The organism is Stenotrophomonas beteli (assembly GCF_001431665.1).
In the GTDB taxonomy this organism is placed as follows: Bacteria; Pseudomonadota; Gammaproteobacteria; order Xanthomonadales; family Xanthomonadaceae; genus Stenotrophomonas; species Stenotrophomonas beteli.
Genome location: NZ_LLXV01000049.1, coordinates 1 through 15669, shown reverse-complemented (window position 1 = coordinate 15669; position 15669 = coordinate 1). Strand labels below are relative to the sequence as shown.

Genomic DNA, 15669 nt, shown 5'->3' with positions numbered 1-15669 from the left:
ACTACTGCATCGGCGCGGATTCGTCCGCCTCGCGCGCCAGCAGGCTGCCGGCGAACAGCGCTGCCAACAGCACGGTCAGCCCGCCCCAGAACGCCGAATAGAACGCCAGGTGCGTATTGAGCGGGAACACGGTGACCGCCAGGGCCAGCATCGCCGGTCGCGCCCGCTCACGTGCAGCGGCCGGGGCATAGCGCCAGGCACGCCAGGCCTGGGCCACGGCCGCCAGCCACAGCAGCAGGCCCAGCACCCCGGTTTCGGCGAGGATCTCCAGCACGATCTGATGGGCATGCAGCGCCGGCAGGTCCCCCCACACGGCGGGCCCCTCGCCGGCCACACAGGCCGGGTAGGCATCGCGGAAACCGCGGGCACCGACGCCGTTGAACGGGTGTTCTTCAATCATGCACGCGGCCGCTTCCCAGATCCGCGCACGCCCGGACAACGCCTGGTCGACACCGCGTTCGCCACCGTCCCAGGCCATTGCCGTGCGCGCAACGCGTTCGCGCAGCTGCGGCACGCTGGCGGTCAGCGCACTGGCGCCGAGCAGGGCGATCAGTGCCAGCACCGCCAATCGTTTCCAACCCAACTGGCGCATGCCACTGTAGGCCAGCACCAGCGCGAAGGTGATCCACGACGCCCGCGAACCGGCCAACAGCAGTACGCAGCCCAGCGCAGCGGCCGCAAGCAGCCATCCCGGGGTGCCGAAGCGACGCGCCACCGGCAGCAGCAGGAACGGTGACAGGCTGGCCAGCACCTGGCCGAACTTCAGGTTGCACGGTCCCAGCGCACCGCTGAGGCGGTCGACCCGTGCCGCTTCGCCGGCCGGGCACAAGGCGTGACCACTCACCGCCAGCTTCAGCTGATCCAGCGACCAGAACCATGGGCTGGTGCCGGCCACCGCCTGCACCAGCGCATCCAGCGTCCATGCGCCGATGATCAGCGCCAGCCCGGCGAAAGTCAGCCGCCGCAGTGCCGGCGTGGCCACCGCGATCGCCACCAGCCACATGAACGGCAGGTAGCGCAGGCCGGCGGCCGCCTTGGTCCACGAGGCCGCCGGGTCGATGGCATCGAACGCGGAAAACGCCTGCGGCAGCCAATAGCCCAGGAACAGGATCGAGGTGAGCGCCCAGGCGGCCGTGCTCAGCAGATGCGGCCGGCGCTGGAAGCGGCGCGTGACCATGCGCGCGGCGGCATACAGCGCGCCGAGCCCGAGCACGGTCTCGGCGATGCCCGGCAACGGCCACAGCGCGACGTACGCCAGCACCCACCAGGGCGCCCAGCGCCCGGCACGGTCCTCGCGCACGATGGCAGTGGGATCAGCCGGCGAGGTCGGCATAGAGGCGGAGGGTGTCACGCTGCATGGCCTGCAGGGTAAACGGGATACGGCCCGGCAAGGACGGTGGCTGCGCCAGCAGGGCCAGCGCACGTTCACCCAGCGCGCGCGCATCGCCCAACGCCACCGCGCCGCTGGGCTGCAGCTGCCGCAGCAGTTCGCCCACGCCGCCATGGTCCCAGCCCAGCACCGGACGACCCACCGACAGCGCTTCGACCACGGTGCGGCCGAATGCTTCGGGCTTGTCCGACAACTGCAGCACCAGATCGCTGGCCGCATAGGCCTGGGCAATGCGCGTGGTCGGCGTGCTGATCTGCACGGCCTCGGCCACGCCCAGCGCGGCGGCCTGCCGGCGCAGGCCGGCCACGTAGGCTTCCCGCCCGGGTTCATCGGTGCCCAGCATCCACAGCTGGGCCGGCACGCCCGCGGCGCGCACATCGGCCAGCAGCTGCAACGCGTGGGCGTGGCCCTTCAGGCGGGTGCCGCGCCCCGGCAGCAGCAGCAGCGGGCCCTCGACCTGGGCCAGCCACGGATGATCGGCGGCCAGCGCCAATCGCGGCCGGCGGTCGGCACGTGCCACGCGCGGGAACTGGCCGACATCGACGCCGCGCGGAATCACCTGCAGCCTGGCGCCGGGCACGGTCGGGTAATGCCGTTGCACGTACTGGCGCACGGTGTTGGACACGCAGATCACACGTTCACCACTGGTCATCACCGCGCTGTAGCGACTGGGTGAATTCAGGCCGTGCACGGTGGTCACCCAGTGCGGGCGCTGCGCTGCGGGCATGGCGCGGATCGCGTACAGGCCCAGCCAGGCCGGCAGCCGCGAGCGGGCATGCACGATGTCTGCACCCACCTCGGCAAACAGCCTGCGCAGGGTCGGCAGATGCCGCAGCGTGAGCAGCGACTTGCGGCCGATGTCGAGGGTGAGATGCTCGGCACCACTGTCCAGCAGCGGCTGCACCAGGCGGCCACCGGCGGACACCACCAGCGCGCGATGGCCGGCAGCGACCAGGGCCGCAGCGATTTCCAGGGTCGAGCGCTCGACGCCGCCGGAGTGCAGCGCCGGCAGCAACTGCACCACGGTCAATCGGCGCATCGAAGCGGCGGCCGCTTAGTCGGCCAGCACGAACACGGAACCGCAGTACGGGCACTGCGCTTCGCCGTTGGGCTCGTCTTCGATCGGCAGGTACACGCGCGGATGCGAGTTCCACAGCGCCATTTCCGGGGTCGGGCAGCTCAGCGGCAGCTCGCTGCGGTGCACGGTGTAGCGCTTCTCGGCGTTGGCGGGCGCGGTGGCGGTATGGCTCATGGCGGAAGTCGATGGACGGGTTGCGAGGGCTGTGATTCTAGCATCCGGGCCGCCCGGACATTGCGCCGCCGCAGGTGGCCGGGCGTGCCGGCAGGCCTGCACCGGGAAAATGCCTGCATCGATCCGCCGGTTCCAGGCACCAAACGGGCCTTGGGCATATTTCCCGCATTTGGATCGAACTAAATGGCACTTGTCAGGCTGCGGCGGCTGTTGCAGGATCGGGCCAGGTCAGCACTCGACCTGTCCAATCCGACCCGATCGCATGGCCCGCCCCCACCGGACCAGCATCTCCTCTTCCGCTGCGATCATGGCGGGCGGGGTGCTGCTGTCCGTGGTGTCCGCCGATGCGGGTTCTGCCCGCCGCCTGCCCTTCCGGGAGACCCCTGCATGACCCTGTCCGACCCACGCCGCGCCCTGCTTCCGCTCGCCCTGGCCCTGGCCTGTGCGACCACTGCGATGCCGGTACTGGCACAGGGACTGCAGACCTCGTTCGAACCCGGCGAACCGGCCCCGGCTGCGGCCGCCGCTGCCTTGCAGGTTGCCATCGGCAGCGGCCCGGACGCGCCCTACGCCGCCAAGCGCAACGCCGGCTACAGCGGCCTGCATGCACTGCGCTACAGCAGCGAAGGCGGCAGCGCGCGGCGCGAGCTGTTCAAGACCGACCTGCCGATCGAGGCCGATACCACCCTGTCGTGGCTGGTGCTGCCGGAGATCGTCGGCAAGGACAGCGTCGCCTCGACCTATGTGTCGCTGGATCTGCGCCTGGACGATGGCAGCCGCGTTTCAGCCGGCGCGGCGCGCGACCAGCACGGCGTGGCGCTCGGTGCGCGCGCGCAGGGCGAATCGAAGACGCTGTACCCGCAGCAGTGGGCACGCAAGTCGGTTCGCCTGGGCGATGTGCCGGCGCTGAAGGGCCGCCGTGTGGTGGCGATCGAGCTGGAGGTGGCCAGCGCCAACGGCGCGCCTGTGTCGGGCTGGATCGACGATGTGCAGCTGGATGCGCAGCCGCGGCAGACGCCTCAGCGCGTCTCCGACTGGGTGTTGACCACCCGCGGCACCCAGGCCAACGGCACCTTCTCGCGCGGCAACAATTTCCCGGCCACGGCGGTGCCGCATGGCTTCAACTTCTGGACGCCGGTGACCGATGCCGGTGCGCTCAACTGGCTGTATCGCTGGAACGAGCAGAATGACGCCCGCAATCGCCCGCAACTGCAGGCGCTCGCACTGAGCCACCAGCCCAGCCCGTGGATGGGCGACCGCCAGACCTTCCAGGTGATGCCCTCGGCCAGTCGTGGTGTGCCGGAGGCCGACCGCCGCAAGCGCGCGCTGTCGTTCGACCGCAGCCACGAAAGCGCGCGCCCTTATCGCTACGACGTTCGCTTCGACAACGGCATCGCGGCCGCCATCGCGCCGACCGATCATGCCGCGCTGTTCCGCTTTGATTTCCCCGAGGGCGGCGACGCCAACCTGCTGTTCGACAATGTCGATGCACGCGGTGGCCTGACCCTGGATGCGGCCACGCAGACCCTGAGCGGCTACACCGATACCCGCAGCGGCCTGTCCAACGGCGCCAGCCGCATGTACGTGGTGGCCAGCTTCGACAGGCCCTGGCGCAGCAGTGGGCGTCTTGAGACCGGCCGCCCGACCGGCTACATCAAGTTCGACGCCGGCAGCGAGCGGCGGGTGACCATGCGCATCGCCACCTCGCTGATCTCGCTGGAGCAGGCACGGCACAACCTCGCCCTGGAAATCGCCGCCACCGATACCCTGGAAAGCGTGGCCGGCCGCGCACAGGATGCGTGGGACGCACGCCTGGCCCGCTTCGACATCGGCGACGCCAGCGACGACCAGAAGACCACGCTGTACTCCAGCCTGTACCGGCTGTACCTGTACCCCAACTCCGGCCACGAGAACGCCGGCAGCGCGGCCGCGCCTGACTGGCGCTACGCCAACCAGGCCAGCGCCAGCGATGACAACACCGAGGGCAACGCGAACCGCAGCTTCACCGGCGTGCGCGATGGCAAGGTGTTCGTCAACAACGGCTTCTGGGACACCTTCCGCACCACCTGGCCGGCCTATGCACTGTTCACCCCCGACGATGCCGGGCAGCTGGTGCAGGGTTTCATCGAGCAGTACCGCGCCGGTGGCTGGATCGCGCGCTGGTCGTCGCCGGGTTACGCCGATCTGATGGTCGGCACCAGCTCGGATGTGGCCTTTGCCGATGCGTGGCTGAAGGGCATCGGCGGCTTCGATCCGGCCGAGGCGTATGCCGCTGCGCTGAAGAACGCGACCGTGGTACCGCCCGACCGCCATGTCGGCCGCAAGGGCATGGACCGTTCGACCTTCCGTGGCTACGCCAGCGCGGAGGTGCATGAAGGCATGTCGTGGACGATGGAAGGCGCGCTCAACGACTTCGGCATCGCCAACATGGCCGATGCCCTGGCCAAGCGTGCGACCACACCGGCCGCGCGCGAGCGCTACCGCACCGAGGCCGACTACTTCCGCCATCGCGCCGCCAGCTACGCGACGATGTTCGATCCGGCCGCCGGCTTCTTCCAGGGCCGCAACGCCGATGGCCGCTGGCGCGTGGACGCCGCGCACTACGACCCGCGTGTGTGGGGCCACGACTACACCGAATCCAACGGCTGGACGTTCGCCTTCACCGCCGCCCACGATGGCGAAGGCCTGGCCGCGCTGTACGGAGGCCGCGACAAGCTGGCGGCGAAGCTGGATGCCTTCTTCGCCACGCCGGAAACCGCGGACCCGGCACTGGCCGGCTCCTATGGCGGCACCATCCACGAGATGACCGAAGCGCGCGACGTGCGCATGGGCATGTACGCGCACAGCAACCAGCCGGCGCACCACATCCCGTGGATGTACCTGTACGCCGGGCAGCCTTGGAAGACCCAGCAGCACGTGCGCGAGATCCTGTCGCGCCTGTATGTGGGCAGCGAGATCGGCCAGGGCTATCCGGGCGACGAGGACAACGGCGAGACCTCGGCGTGGTACGTGCTGGCCTCGCTGGGCCTGTACCCGCTGCGCATGGGCGCCCCGGAGTATGTGATCGGCTCGCCGGCCTTCCGCCACGCGCGGGTGGAATTGCAGGGCGGCGCGGTGCTGACCGTGAACGCGGCCAACAATTCGCGCGAGAACGTCTACGTGCAGTCGCTGAAGATCAACGGCAAGCCGTGGACGAAGACCTGGGTGCCGCACGAGCTGATCGCCAAGGGCGCGACCCTCGACTTCGTGATGGGACCGCAGCCGTCGCGTTGGGGCAGTGGCGTGGATGACGTGCCGCGCTCGTTGACCGCGCGCGGCCAGCGCCCGCAGCTGCTGCATGACCTGCTCGGCACCGGCGCGAGGGCGACGCTGGCCGATGGCCGCGCCTTGCCGGCGCTGGTCGATGACGATGCCGGCACCACGGTCGGCCTGGGCGGCGGCGCAACCATCGCGCTGACCGGCCTGGCCGAGGGCACCCCGACGCTGTACACGCTGACCAGCGGCGACAGCGGCATCCGCGGTGGCCAATGGGCGCTGGAGGCCCGCAGCGGCGACGGCAGCTGGACGCTGCTCGACCAGCGCAGCGGCGAAGACTTCGAATCGGCCCGCCAGACCCGGCCGTTCCGCATCGCCAGGCCCGGTCGCTACAGCGAGTACCGCCTGCGCCTGGTGGCACCGGGCAGGATGCCGCTGGCGGAGATCGAACTGCTGGCACCTGGTGCCGTGCAATGACCCTCCTGCGCTTCCGCCTGTTGCCCGTGGCCCTTGCCGCCCTCTCCTTTTCCAGCGTCGGCCAGGCCCAGGCGTTCGATACGCAGTTGACCCGTGAAGGCGTGACGCTGAACTACCAGGACGCCCGCGGCGCCCTGGCCGCGCCGCAGCGGGAACGGGTGATCGATACGTTCTACTCCGCCTACGTGCGCGAACGCGCCGATTTTCACCCGGCGGCGCCGTCGAGAGTGCGCATCGTGATCGATCCGGCCTACACCGGGATCGCCTTCGTCGGCGACAAGGACCAGGCAGCAACGATCACCATCAATCCGGGCTGGTTGGTGCAGCACCCCAACGACATCGACCTGGTCACCCATGAAGCGATGCACATCGTGCAGGGGTATCCCGGCTACGGCGATGCGCGGGTACCGGGCTGGCTGGTGGAAGGCATCGCCGACTACGCCCGCGACCGCTATGGCAGGGATAACGCCGCCGCCGGCTGGGCATTGCCGGTCAAGGTCGAGAAGGGCCAGAACGTCGACAGCGGCTACCGGGTGACCGGCGCGTTCCTGAAGTGGGCCGACGCCGAATACCCGGGCCTGGTGCTGGCATTGGACAAGGCCCTGCGCGACGGCCGCTATGCACCGGCGCTGTGGCAGAAGCACACCGGCAAGGCACTGCCGGTGCTGTGGGCGCAGTACGCCAGGCCGCGTTCGGATGCACCGCCGCCGGCCCCTGGGCGGCGCGACAAGCGGCACTGACACCCACGTACCGCCGATTCGCCGGGCATTGCCCGGCGCTGTCGTCGGCGCCTCAGCGCGACTGCACGAAGCCGGCGTACAGCGCGAACAGTTGCTGGAAGTACCGCCGCGTCACTCGATTGCGCATGACACCCTCGCCCATGGAAAGTTGGTCGGGCCCAGGGTGGGAAGGCCGGTCCGGTCCCTTCCCACGGCCGGGCCGCGTGGGCGTATTGGGCCTCAGCGGGGTTGCAGGCAAATGACCGGGTTGCGTAGTGCGTGTGGCAGCGGTGGGACCGGCATCGGGACCGGTAGAGTCGACTGTTAGTCGACTATCGCGCGATCGCGCGGGATTTTCGGTGGTTGTACGAAAGGCAGTCGACTAACAGTCGACTCTACCCGTTTCCGCTTTGCGGAAACAGAAACGCGCCCCGGGGGCGCGCTTCTGCAGATCGAACCGGGAAGAAGGCCTCAGGCCTTCTTCTCCGCTTCGATCTGCTTCCTGATCTGCGCATCGACCGCCGCAATCGCGGTCATGTTCAGGATCCGGCGCGAGGTCGCGCTGGTGGTCAGGATGTGCACCGGCTTGTTCACGCCCATCAGGATCGGGCCGATCGCCACGCCGTCGGTGAACACGCGCACCAGGTTGTAGGCGATGTTGGCCGCTTCCAGGTTCGGCAGCACGAACAGGTTGGCGCGGCCCTGCAGGGTCGAGCCCGGCAGCAGCTTCTGCCGCAGTGCTTCATCCCACGCGGTGTCGCCCTGCATCTCGCCGTCCACGTTCAGACGCGGGTTGCGCTTGAGCAGCAGCTCGCGCACCTGGCGCATCTTCAGCGCATCCTTCGAGTCGTGGCTGCCGAAGTTGGAGTGCGACAGCAGCGCCACCTTCGGCTCGATGCCGAACAGCTTCATGCGGTAGGCCGCCTGCAACGTGGCTTCGCACAGCTGTTCGGCGGTCGGGTCTTCCTGCACGTGGGTGTCGACGAAGAAGAACACGCCCTGCTGGTTGATCACCCCGGTCATCGCCGAGGTCGAGGTGACCTTCGGTTCCAGCGGCAGCACGCTGCGCACGTAACCCAGCTTCTTGTGGAAGCGGCCGACGATGCCGGTCAGCATCGCATCGGCTTCGCCACGGGCCACCATCACCGCCGCGATCAGGGTCGGGCGCGAACGCATCAGGTTCTTGGCTGCGGCCACGGTCACGCCACGACGGCCGGTCAGGCCATGGTAGTACTGCCAGTACTCGTTGAAGCGCGGATCGTCGTTGATGTTGGTGACTTCAACGTTCTCGCCGATCTTCAGGCGCAGGCCAAGGCGCTCGATGCGCGATTCGATCACCTCCGGCCGACCGATCAGGATCGGGTGCGCCAGGCCGTCATCGACCACGTTCTGCACCGCCTGCAGCACCACTTCCTCTTCGCCTTCGGCGTACACCACGCGCTGCTTGTCGCTGCGCGCGCGGTCGTAGACCGGCTTCATCATCAGGCTGGTGCGGTAGACGAACTGGGCGAGCTTGTCGCGGTAGGCGCCCATGTCGGCGATCGGGCGTGCGGCCACGCCCGAATCCATCGCGGCATGCGCTACGGCGGCCGACAGCTCCACCAGCAGTCGGCGGTCAAACGGACGCGGGATCAGGTATTCACGGCCGAAGCTCGGGGTCTCGCCGCCGTAGGCCGAGCCCATGTCGGTGGCGGCACGGCGCGCCAGCGCGGCGATGGCGCGCACGCAGGCGATCTTCATTTCCTCGTTGATCGCGGTCGCGCCCACGTCCAGCGCACCGCGGAACAGGTACGGGAAGCACAGCACGTTGTTGACCTGGTTCGGATAGTCCGAACGGCCGGTACCGATGATCGCGTCCGGACGCGCGGCGCGCGCCACTTCCGGCATGATTTCCGGGGTCGGGTTGGCCAGCGCGAAGATCACCGGATCCGGCGCCATGGTCTTGACCATGTCGGCGGTCAGGATGCCCGGTGCCGACAGGCCCAGGAAGATATCCGCGCCGTCGACGATCTCGGCCAGCGTGCGCTTGTCGGTGTCGCGCGCATAGCGCTGCTTTTCCGGATCCAGGTCGGTGCGGCCGGTGTGGATCACGCCCTCGCGGTCGAAGGCCAGGATGTTCTCCGGCTTCAGGCCCAGCTGCACCAGCATGTTCACGCAGGAGATGCCGGCCGCGCCCATGCCCGTGGTCGCCAGCTTCACGTCCTCGATCTTCTTGCCGGTGATCGCCATCGCGTTGAGCACCGCCGCGCCGACGATGATTGCCGTGCCGTGCTGGTCGTCATGGAACACCGGGATCTTCATGCGCTCGCGCAGCTTGCGCTCGACCACGAAGCATTCCGGCGCCTTGATGTCTTCCAGGTTGATGCCGCCGAAGGTCGGTTCCAGCGAGGCGATGATGTCGACCAGCTTGTCCGGGTCGGTTTCATCCACCTCGATGTCGAACACATCGATGCCGGCGAACTTCTGGAACAGCACGCCCTTGCCTTCCATCACCGGCTTGCCGGCCAGCGCACCGATGTTGCCCAGGCCCAGCACCGCAGTGCCGTTGGAGATCACCGCCACCAGGTTGCCGCGTGCGGTCAGCTCACTGGCCTGCTGCGGGTCGGCCTTGATCGCTTCACAGGCGTACGCCACGCCCGGCGAATACGCCAGCGACAGGTCGCGCTGGGTCAGCATGGGCTTGGTAGCGGAAACCTTGATCTTTCCCGGCGGGGACATCCGGTGGTAATCGAGGGCGGCCTGTTTGAAATCTTCGTTGGACATCGATGTGGGTTACATGAATGGGCAGAAGGGACAGGGGATGATACCCCCGTTGGAGCGTCCGGACCTGTCGCTATCCTGTCGCAGCCATGCTGCGACCGCACAATTCCGTGCCGTATGCGACGGTACCGCGATACCAGCTTCGGCGCCTCCCATGACAGCCAGGGGACGCCCTGAAACGCCGCGGGGCCGTACCACTGTCGTGATCGGCCCCGCGGTACCACACACCTGGGTCAGCCCTTGGCCGGCAGCGCCTCGGGCAGCGCATCGACCGGCGGCGGCAGTTCGCTTTCGCGGCCATCCAGCGCCAGCTGCAGGCGGTTGCGGTCCAGCGCGCCTTCCCAGCGCGAGACCACCACGGTCGCCACCGCATTGCCGATGAAGTTGGTCAGCGAGCGGCATTCGCTCATGAAGCGATCCACGCCCAGGATCAGCGCCATGCCGGCCACCGGCACTTCCGGCACCACGGCCAGGGTGGCGGCCAGGGTGATGAAGCCGGCGCCGGTGACGCCGGCCGCGCCCTTGGAGCTGAGCATGGCGACCAGCAGCAGGGCAATCTGGTGGCCCAGGGTCAGTTCGGTGTTGGTGGCCTGGGCGATGAACAGCGCGGCCAGGGTCATGTAGATGTTGGTGCCGTCCAGGTTGAACGAGTAGCCGGTCGGGACCACCAGGCCCACCACCGACTTGCTGCAGCCGGCGCGCTCCATCTTCTCCATCAGCGACGGCAGCGCCGATTCCGACGACGACGTGCCCAGCACCAGCAGCAGCTCGGCCTTCAGGTAGCGCGCCAGCTTGAATACCGAGAACCCGCACAGGCGGCAGACCAGGCCCAGGATGACCGCCACGAACAGGAAGGCGGTGAGGTAGAACGAGCCCACCAGCCAGGCCAGGTTGATCAGCGAGCCGACGCCGTACTTGCCGATGGTGAAGGCGATTGCGCCGAAGGCACCGATCGGAGCGGCCTTCATCAGGATGTGCACCAGCTTGAACACCGGAGCGACCAGCGCCTCCAGGAAGTTCACGATCGGCTTGCCCTTCTCGCCCACCGAGGCCAGTGCGATGCCGAACAGCACGGCCACGAACAGCACCTGCAGGATGTTGCCGTCGACGAAGGCGCTGAGCAGCGTCTTCGGAATGATGTCCATCAGGAAGCCGACCAGGGTCAGGTCATGCGACTTCTCGACGTAGCTGTGCACCGCGGTCTGGTCCAGCTCGGCCGGATTGATGTTCATGCCGGCGCCGGGCTGCACCACGTGCGCCACGATCATGCCGACGATCAGTGCCAGCGTGGAGAAGAACAGGAAGTACGCCATCGCCTTGGCGAACACCCGGCCCACCGTGCGCAGGTGGGTCATGCCGGCGATGCCGGTGACGATGGTCAGGAAGATCACCGGGGCGATGATCATCTTCACCAGGTTGATGAAGGCATCGCCGAGCGGCTTCATCTTCTCGCCCATCAACGGTTCGTAGTGGCCGAGGATGGCGCCCAGGACGATCGCCACGATCACCTGGAAGTACAGCTGGCGATAGATCGGCAACGGCTTTGCAGGCACCGGTGCTGCGGTCGGGATGTGCATGGCGGACTCCGGAAGGGGCGTTTTCAGGCACGTACGGCCCCGGGACTGCACGGGAACCGTTACCGTGGAAACTGACCGCAGGCCCTGTACTGCACGCGCAGGGGGTGCGACCAATGGACGCCTTTGTACGCGCCGGGCACGCTGGCGCAGATAACCTATTGGTACTAGCCCCCCGGTTCAGGTGGCTGCGATGCCTACACTGGCGCCGCACCGCCCGATCACGGGGAGGCCGGTGGCCCGAGCTGAACGGCTGGGCGCGTCATTGCGAAAGTTCCGGCCCTTGCGGCCGTTGTTGTCCTGTCCACACGCAATCTGAGAGAGCCGCACCCAACATGCGCCCGATTCCCACCTTGCTGGCCCTGTCGCTGGCCGCGCTTCCCGCCTTCGCTTCGGCTGCCGATTTCGACAACTGGCCGACCAAGTACGCCTTCGGCGACGGCACCGAGTTGGCCGCTACCGCCAACATCGCCTACGACTACAACGATTTCTCCTCGGCCAGCGGCCTTGAGGACGACGACGCCGTGCGCCGCAAGGAATTCGGTGCGACGCTGAAGAAGAAGGGCGTCTACGACGCAATGGTCTACTACGACTTCCAGTCCGATACCTGGCTGGACGTGTTCGTGCGCTTTGAAAGCAAGGCCTTCTTCGGCCGCGACATCGGCCGCTTCCGCTTCGGCTACATGAAGACCCCGGTCGGCCTGGATGCGAACACGTCTTCGCGCGCCGGCAGCTTCCTGGAAACCGCACTGCCTGTGCAGGCCTTCTACGAAGGCCGCCGCACGGGTGTGGAATGGGTGCTGGAGCGCCCGCAGTACCTGCTGCAGGCCGGCGCTTATGGCGGCAAGGACCTGCAGGGTGACAACCCCGGCACCACCCAGGCGGTGCGTGCGGTGTGGACGCCGGTGAAGGCGCCGGGAGATGTGATCCACCTGGGCCTGGCCTACTCGCAGGAAAATCCGCGCGGTTACAGCGATGGCCGCGATGTGCACCACGAAGCCAGCGCGCGCCTGCGCGCACGCCCCGAAGCCGGCCTGACCGACATCCGTTATGTCGATTCCGGCGCGCTGGTCACCGCCGACCAGATCCGCCGCACCGGCCTGGAAGGCATCTGGATCCGCGGCCCGTTCTCGCTGCAGGCCGAAGCGCTGCGCGCCACGGTCACCCGCCATGACGGCAAGCCCGACTACACCGGCAGTGGCCAGTACGCGATGGCCAGCTGGGTACTGACCGGCGAATCCCGCCCGTACAACGCCGGTGCCGTGGCCAACATCAAGCCGGCACACGACTACGGCGCGGTGGAACTGGTGGCCCGCTACAGCCGCATGGACCTCGACGATGGCAGCATCCTCGGTGGCCGCCAGCACGACCTGACCCTGGGCGCGAACTGGTACCTGACCAGCCACTTCAAGTTCCAGGCCAACTACGTGAAGGTCGACGCCAGCCGTCGTGGCGTGCACAGCACGCCGGAGATCTTCGAACTGCGCGCGCAGATGCACTTCTGACCCCTTCCACGTCAGACCCCGGCGGGCGTGCACGCCACGCCCGCCGGCCCTGCGTAGACTGCCGCCATGTATTGGCTGAGCCGCCACCGGATGCTGTTGCTGACCCTGCTGGCGATGGTCGGTGGCACCGTGTTGTGCGCGGTCGCGGCGGGACACTACGCCTGGCGGCGCGCGCTTGGCGAAGAAAGCAGCCAGGTGCAACGCCAGCTGCAGCTGTATGGCCAGGGACTGCAGCAGCGCATCGACCGCTTCGGCACCCTGCCGCAGGTGCTGGCGCTTGATCCAGACCTGCTGCACGCCCTGCGCGTGCCGCCCTCGCCTGCCGAACGGCAGCGCCTGAACCTCAAGCTGCAACGTGCAAACGAAGTTACCCGCGCCTCCACGCTGACCCTGGTCGGCCACGACGGCGTAGCGGTGGCGGCCAGCAACTGGGACCAGCCGACCAGCAACGTCGGCGAGAACTACAGTTACCGGCCCTACTACCGCCAGGCGCTGGCCCAGGGCCGTGGCCGCTTCTACGGCATCGGCATGACCACCGGCGTGCCCGGCTACTACCTGTCGCAGGCGATCGAGGAAGACGGCCAGCGCCTGGGCGTGGTGGTGATCAAGGTCGAGCTGTCCGCGCTGGAACAGGAATGGTTGAGCAGCCCCGACGTGGTGCTGGCCAGCGACGACCACGATGTGGTGTTCCTGGCCAACCGCGATGCCTGGCGCTACCGGCTGCTGCGCCCATTGGGTGCCGACGAACGCCGCGAGATGCTCGACGCCCGCCAGTACGCCGATCGTGCCCTGCAGCCGTTGCGCGCGCGTACCGAAGACGTGCTGGCCGACGGCGGACGCATGGTGCGCCTGCTCGACCCGGCATTGCCGCAGCCGATGCTGTGGCAGACCCTGGTGCTGCCGGCCGAGGGCTGGAACCTGCACCTGCTGCACGACGCCGGCGCCGCCAGCAGCGCCGGCCGGGCCGCCGCCGTCACCGGGGGCGCGGCGTGGCTGGCACTGGGGTTCCTGGTGCTGTTCGTGCAACAGCGCCGGCGCCTGGCCAAGCATCGCCTGCGCAGCCGCCGCGAGCTGGAGACCCTGCTCAAGCAGCACGCACAGGAACTGCGCACCGCACAGGATGGCCTGCTGCAGGCCGCTACCGATGCCGACAGCGGGCTCAGCCGCAGCCTGGCGCACCTGCCGCAGGGCGTGGTGGTGATCGACCGCGAACTGCGGCTGGTGGCATGGAATGCGCGCTATCTGGAACTGTTCCGGTTCCCGGCAGACCTGGTGCGCGTCGGGCGTCCGATCGAGGAGCTGTTCCGTTTCAATGCCCGCCGCGGCCTGCTCGGGCCCGGTCCGGTCGATGAAGCCATCGAGCGCCGCCTGAATCACCTGCGCAGTGGCCGCCCGCACATGCGCGAGAGCGAGAAGGACGACGGCACGGTGCTGGAGATCCGCGGCAACCCGCTGCCCGACGGCGGCTTCGTCACCAGTTACGCCGACATCACCAGCTACAAGAATGCCGCGCGCGAACTGCGCTCGCTGGCCGACGCGCTGGAGCACCGCATCGCCGAACGCACCCGTGATCTGGATGAGGCGCGCCGCGAAGCCGAGCAGGCCAACCGCTACAAGACCCGCTTCGTCGCCTCGGCGGTGCACGACCTGCTGCAACCGCTCAACGCCGCGCGCATGTTCGTCTCGGTGCTGCGCGGCAAACTGAGCGACCCGGCGCAGCAGCAGACCGCCGACCATATCGACGCAGCATTGGCCGCGCAGGACGCGATTCTCAACAGCCTGCTGGATATCGCGCGCCTGGAATCGGGCAGCCTGCCCACCCGCGTGCAGGCATTCCGGCTGGGTCCGCTGCTGCAGACGCTGGCCCGCGAGTTCGGCATCACCGCGCAGTCACGCGGGCTGGTGGTGGACTGGATTGACACCGGTGCGGTGGTGGTCAGCGATGAAGCGTTGCTGCGCCGCATCCTGCAGAACTTCCTGTCCAACGCGCTGCGCTACAGCGAACGTGGTCGCGTGCTGCTCGGATGCCGGCGCCGCGAAGGGCTGCTGTGGATCGAAGTGCACGACCAGGGCCCCGGCATTCCCGATGCGCTGCAGGGCGAGATCTTCGAGGAGTTCCGCCGCCTGCACGACGGCCAGCAGCGCGGCGCCGGCCTCGGCCTGGCGATCGTGGATCGCATCGGCCGCCTGCTCGGGCATCCGATCCGGCTGCGCTCGCACGTGGGCCAGGGCAGCGTGTTCGCGGTGGGTGTGCCGTTCGGCGACGCCAGCGCGATTCCCGCCACGGCACCCGCGCCGGTGCTGGTGCAGGAGCCGGCCGCGGAGAATCCGCTGCGAGGGCGCCGGGTGTGGGTGATCGACGACGATCCGCACGTCTGCGCCGCCAGCCGCGCGTTGCTGGAACGCTGGGGCTGCGACGTGGCGCTGGCCGACGGCCCGCAGGCGGCGCTGCAGCTGGCGGCAACAGGCGCGGCACCGGAGCTGGTGCTGCTGGATGTGCGCATGGGCGATCACCACGGGCCGGTGCTGTACGAGACGCTGGCGGTGCTGTGGCAGGCCCGCCCGCCAGTGGTGCTGGTCACTGCCGAGCGCGATGCGGGATTACGTGAGATGGCTGCCGAGCGTGGCTGGGGCATGATGGCCAAGCCGGTGAAGCCGCCGGCGCTGCGGGCGCTGATGAGTCAGTTGTTGATCCGGCATCGCGGGTGATTCCAGCCAACGGCGCAGCCCCTCGTGG

At 68.5% G+C, this 15669-nt stretch carries 9 protein-coding genes; 4 read left to right on the top strand and 5 right to left on the bottom strand.

The window, feature by feature from the left end:
• Position 1: 1 nt before the first annotated feature.
• The 3 genes from ARC23_RS12920 to ARC23_RS12910 are packed head-to-tail and all read right to left on the bottom strand — an operon-like array spanning position 2 to position 2642.
• Positions 2-1333: an O-antigen ligase family protein gene (locus tag ARC23_RS12920; RefSeq protein WP_057497570.1), complete on the bottom strand. Its 1332-nt coding sequence runs from the start codon at positions 1331-1333 to the stop codon at positions 2-4.
• On the bottom strand, positions 1314-2429 hold the full coding sequence (locus tag ARC23_RS12915; protein WP_057497569.1) for a glycosyltransferase: 1116 nt from the start codon (positions 2427-2429) through the stop codon (positions 1314-1316). The genes ARC23_RS12920 and ARC23_RS12915 overlap by 20 nt, the downstream gene beginning before the upstream one ends.
• A gap of 15 nt (positions 2430-2444) precedes the next feature.
• Positions 2445-2642: a zinc-finger domain-containing protein gene (locus ARC23_RS12910; protein WP_057497568.1), complete on the bottom strand. Its 198-nt coding sequence runs from the start codon at positions 2640-2642 to the stop codon at positions 2445-2447.
• Positions 2643-3029: 387 nt separating this feature from the next.
• Here ARC23_RS12910 and ARC23_RS12905 point away from each other — a divergent pair, with 387 nt between their 5' ends.
• Both ARC23_RS12905 and ARC23_RS12900 read left to right on the top strand, forming a co-directional pair.
• A complete protein-coding gene (locus ARC23_RS12905; protein WP_057497567.1) occupies positions 3030-6374 on the top strand; it encodes a GH92 family glycosyl hydrolase in 3345 nt (1114 codons plus the stop codon).
• Positions 6371-7114 (top strand): basic secretory protein-like protein, encoded by a 744-nt coding sequence (locus ARC23_RS12900; protein ID WP_057497566.1) that lies wholly within the window; start codon positions 6371-6373, stop codon positions 7112-7114. Before ARC23_RS12905 ends, ARC23_RS12900 begins: the two co-directional genes overlap by 4 nt.
• Before the next feature lie 450 nt (positions 7115-7564).
• Here ARC23_RS12900 and ARC23_RS12895 read toward each other — a convergent pair whose 3' ends face one another.
• Complete coding sequence (locus tag ARC23_RS12895; protein WP_057497565.1) at positions 7565-9856, bottom strand: NADP-dependent malic enzyme; 2292 nt, start codon at positions 9854-9856, stop codon at positions 7565-7567.
• 230 nt (positions 9857-10086) lie between these two features.
• Positions 10087-11430, bottom strand: coding sequence for a dicarboxylate/amino acid:cation symporter (locus ARC23_RS12890; protein WP_057497564.1), 1344 nt, complete (start codon positions 11428-11430; stop codon positions 10087-10089).
• A gap of 332 nt (positions 11431-11762) precedes the next feature.
• Here ARC23_RS12890 and ARC23_RS12885 point away from each other — a divergent pair, with 332 nt between their 5' ends.
• Positions 11763-12932 (top strand): OprO/OprP family phosphate-selective porin, encoded by a 1170-nt coding sequence (locus tag ARC23_RS12885; protein ID WP_057497563.1) that lies wholly within the window; start codon positions 11763-11765, stop codon positions 12930-12932.
• Between the two features lie 66 nt (positions 12933-12998).
• Positions 12999-15641: a hybrid sensor histidine kinase/response regulator gene (locus ARC23_RS12880; RefSeq protein WP_057497562.1), complete on the top strand. Its 2643-nt coding sequence runs from the start codon at positions 12999-13001 to the stop codon at positions 15639-15641.
• Positions 15642-15669: the final 28 nt, after the last annotated feature.

Excerpts from the sequence above, each read along its gene's own strand:
- ARC23_RS12920 (WP_057497570.1), bottom strand. The coding sequence starts at position 1,333 with ATGCCGACCTCGCCGGCTGATCCCACTGCCATCGTGCGCGAGGACCGT.
- ARC23_RS12890 (WP_057497564.1), bottom strand. The coding sequence starts at position 11,430 with ATGCACATCCCGACCGCAGCACCGGTGCCTGCAAAGCCGTTGCCGATC.
- ARC23_RS12915 (WP_057497569.1), bottom strand. The coding sequence starts at position 2,429 with ATGCGCCGATTGACCGTGGTGCAGTTGCTGCCGGCGCTGCACTCCGGC.
- ARC23_RS12885 (WP_057497563.1), top strand. The coding sequence starts at position 11,763 with ATGCGCCCGATTCCCACCTTGCTGGCCCTGTCGCTGGCCGCGCTTCCC.
- ARC23_RS12895 (WP_057497565.1), bottom strand. The coding sequence starts at position 9,856 with ATGTCCAACGAAGATTTCAAACAGGCCGCCCTCGATTACCACCGGATG.
- ARC23_RS12900 (WP_057497566.1), top strand. The coding sequence starts at position 6,371 with ATGACCCTCCTGCGCTTCCGCCTGTTGCCCGTGGCCCTTGCCGCCCTC.
- ARC23_RS12880 (WP_057497562.1), top strand. The coding sequence starts at position 12,999 with ATGTATTGGCTGAGCCGCCACCGGATGCTGTTGCTGACCCTGCTGGCG.
- ARC23_RS12910 (WP_057497568.1), bottom strand. The coding sequence starts at position 2,642 with ATGAGCCATACCGCCACCGCGCCCGCCAACGCCGAGAAGCGCTACACC.
- ARC23_RS12905 (WP_057497567.1), top strand. The coding sequence starts at position 3,030 with ATGACCCTGTCCGACCCACGCCGCGCCCTGCTTCCGCTCGCCCTGGCC.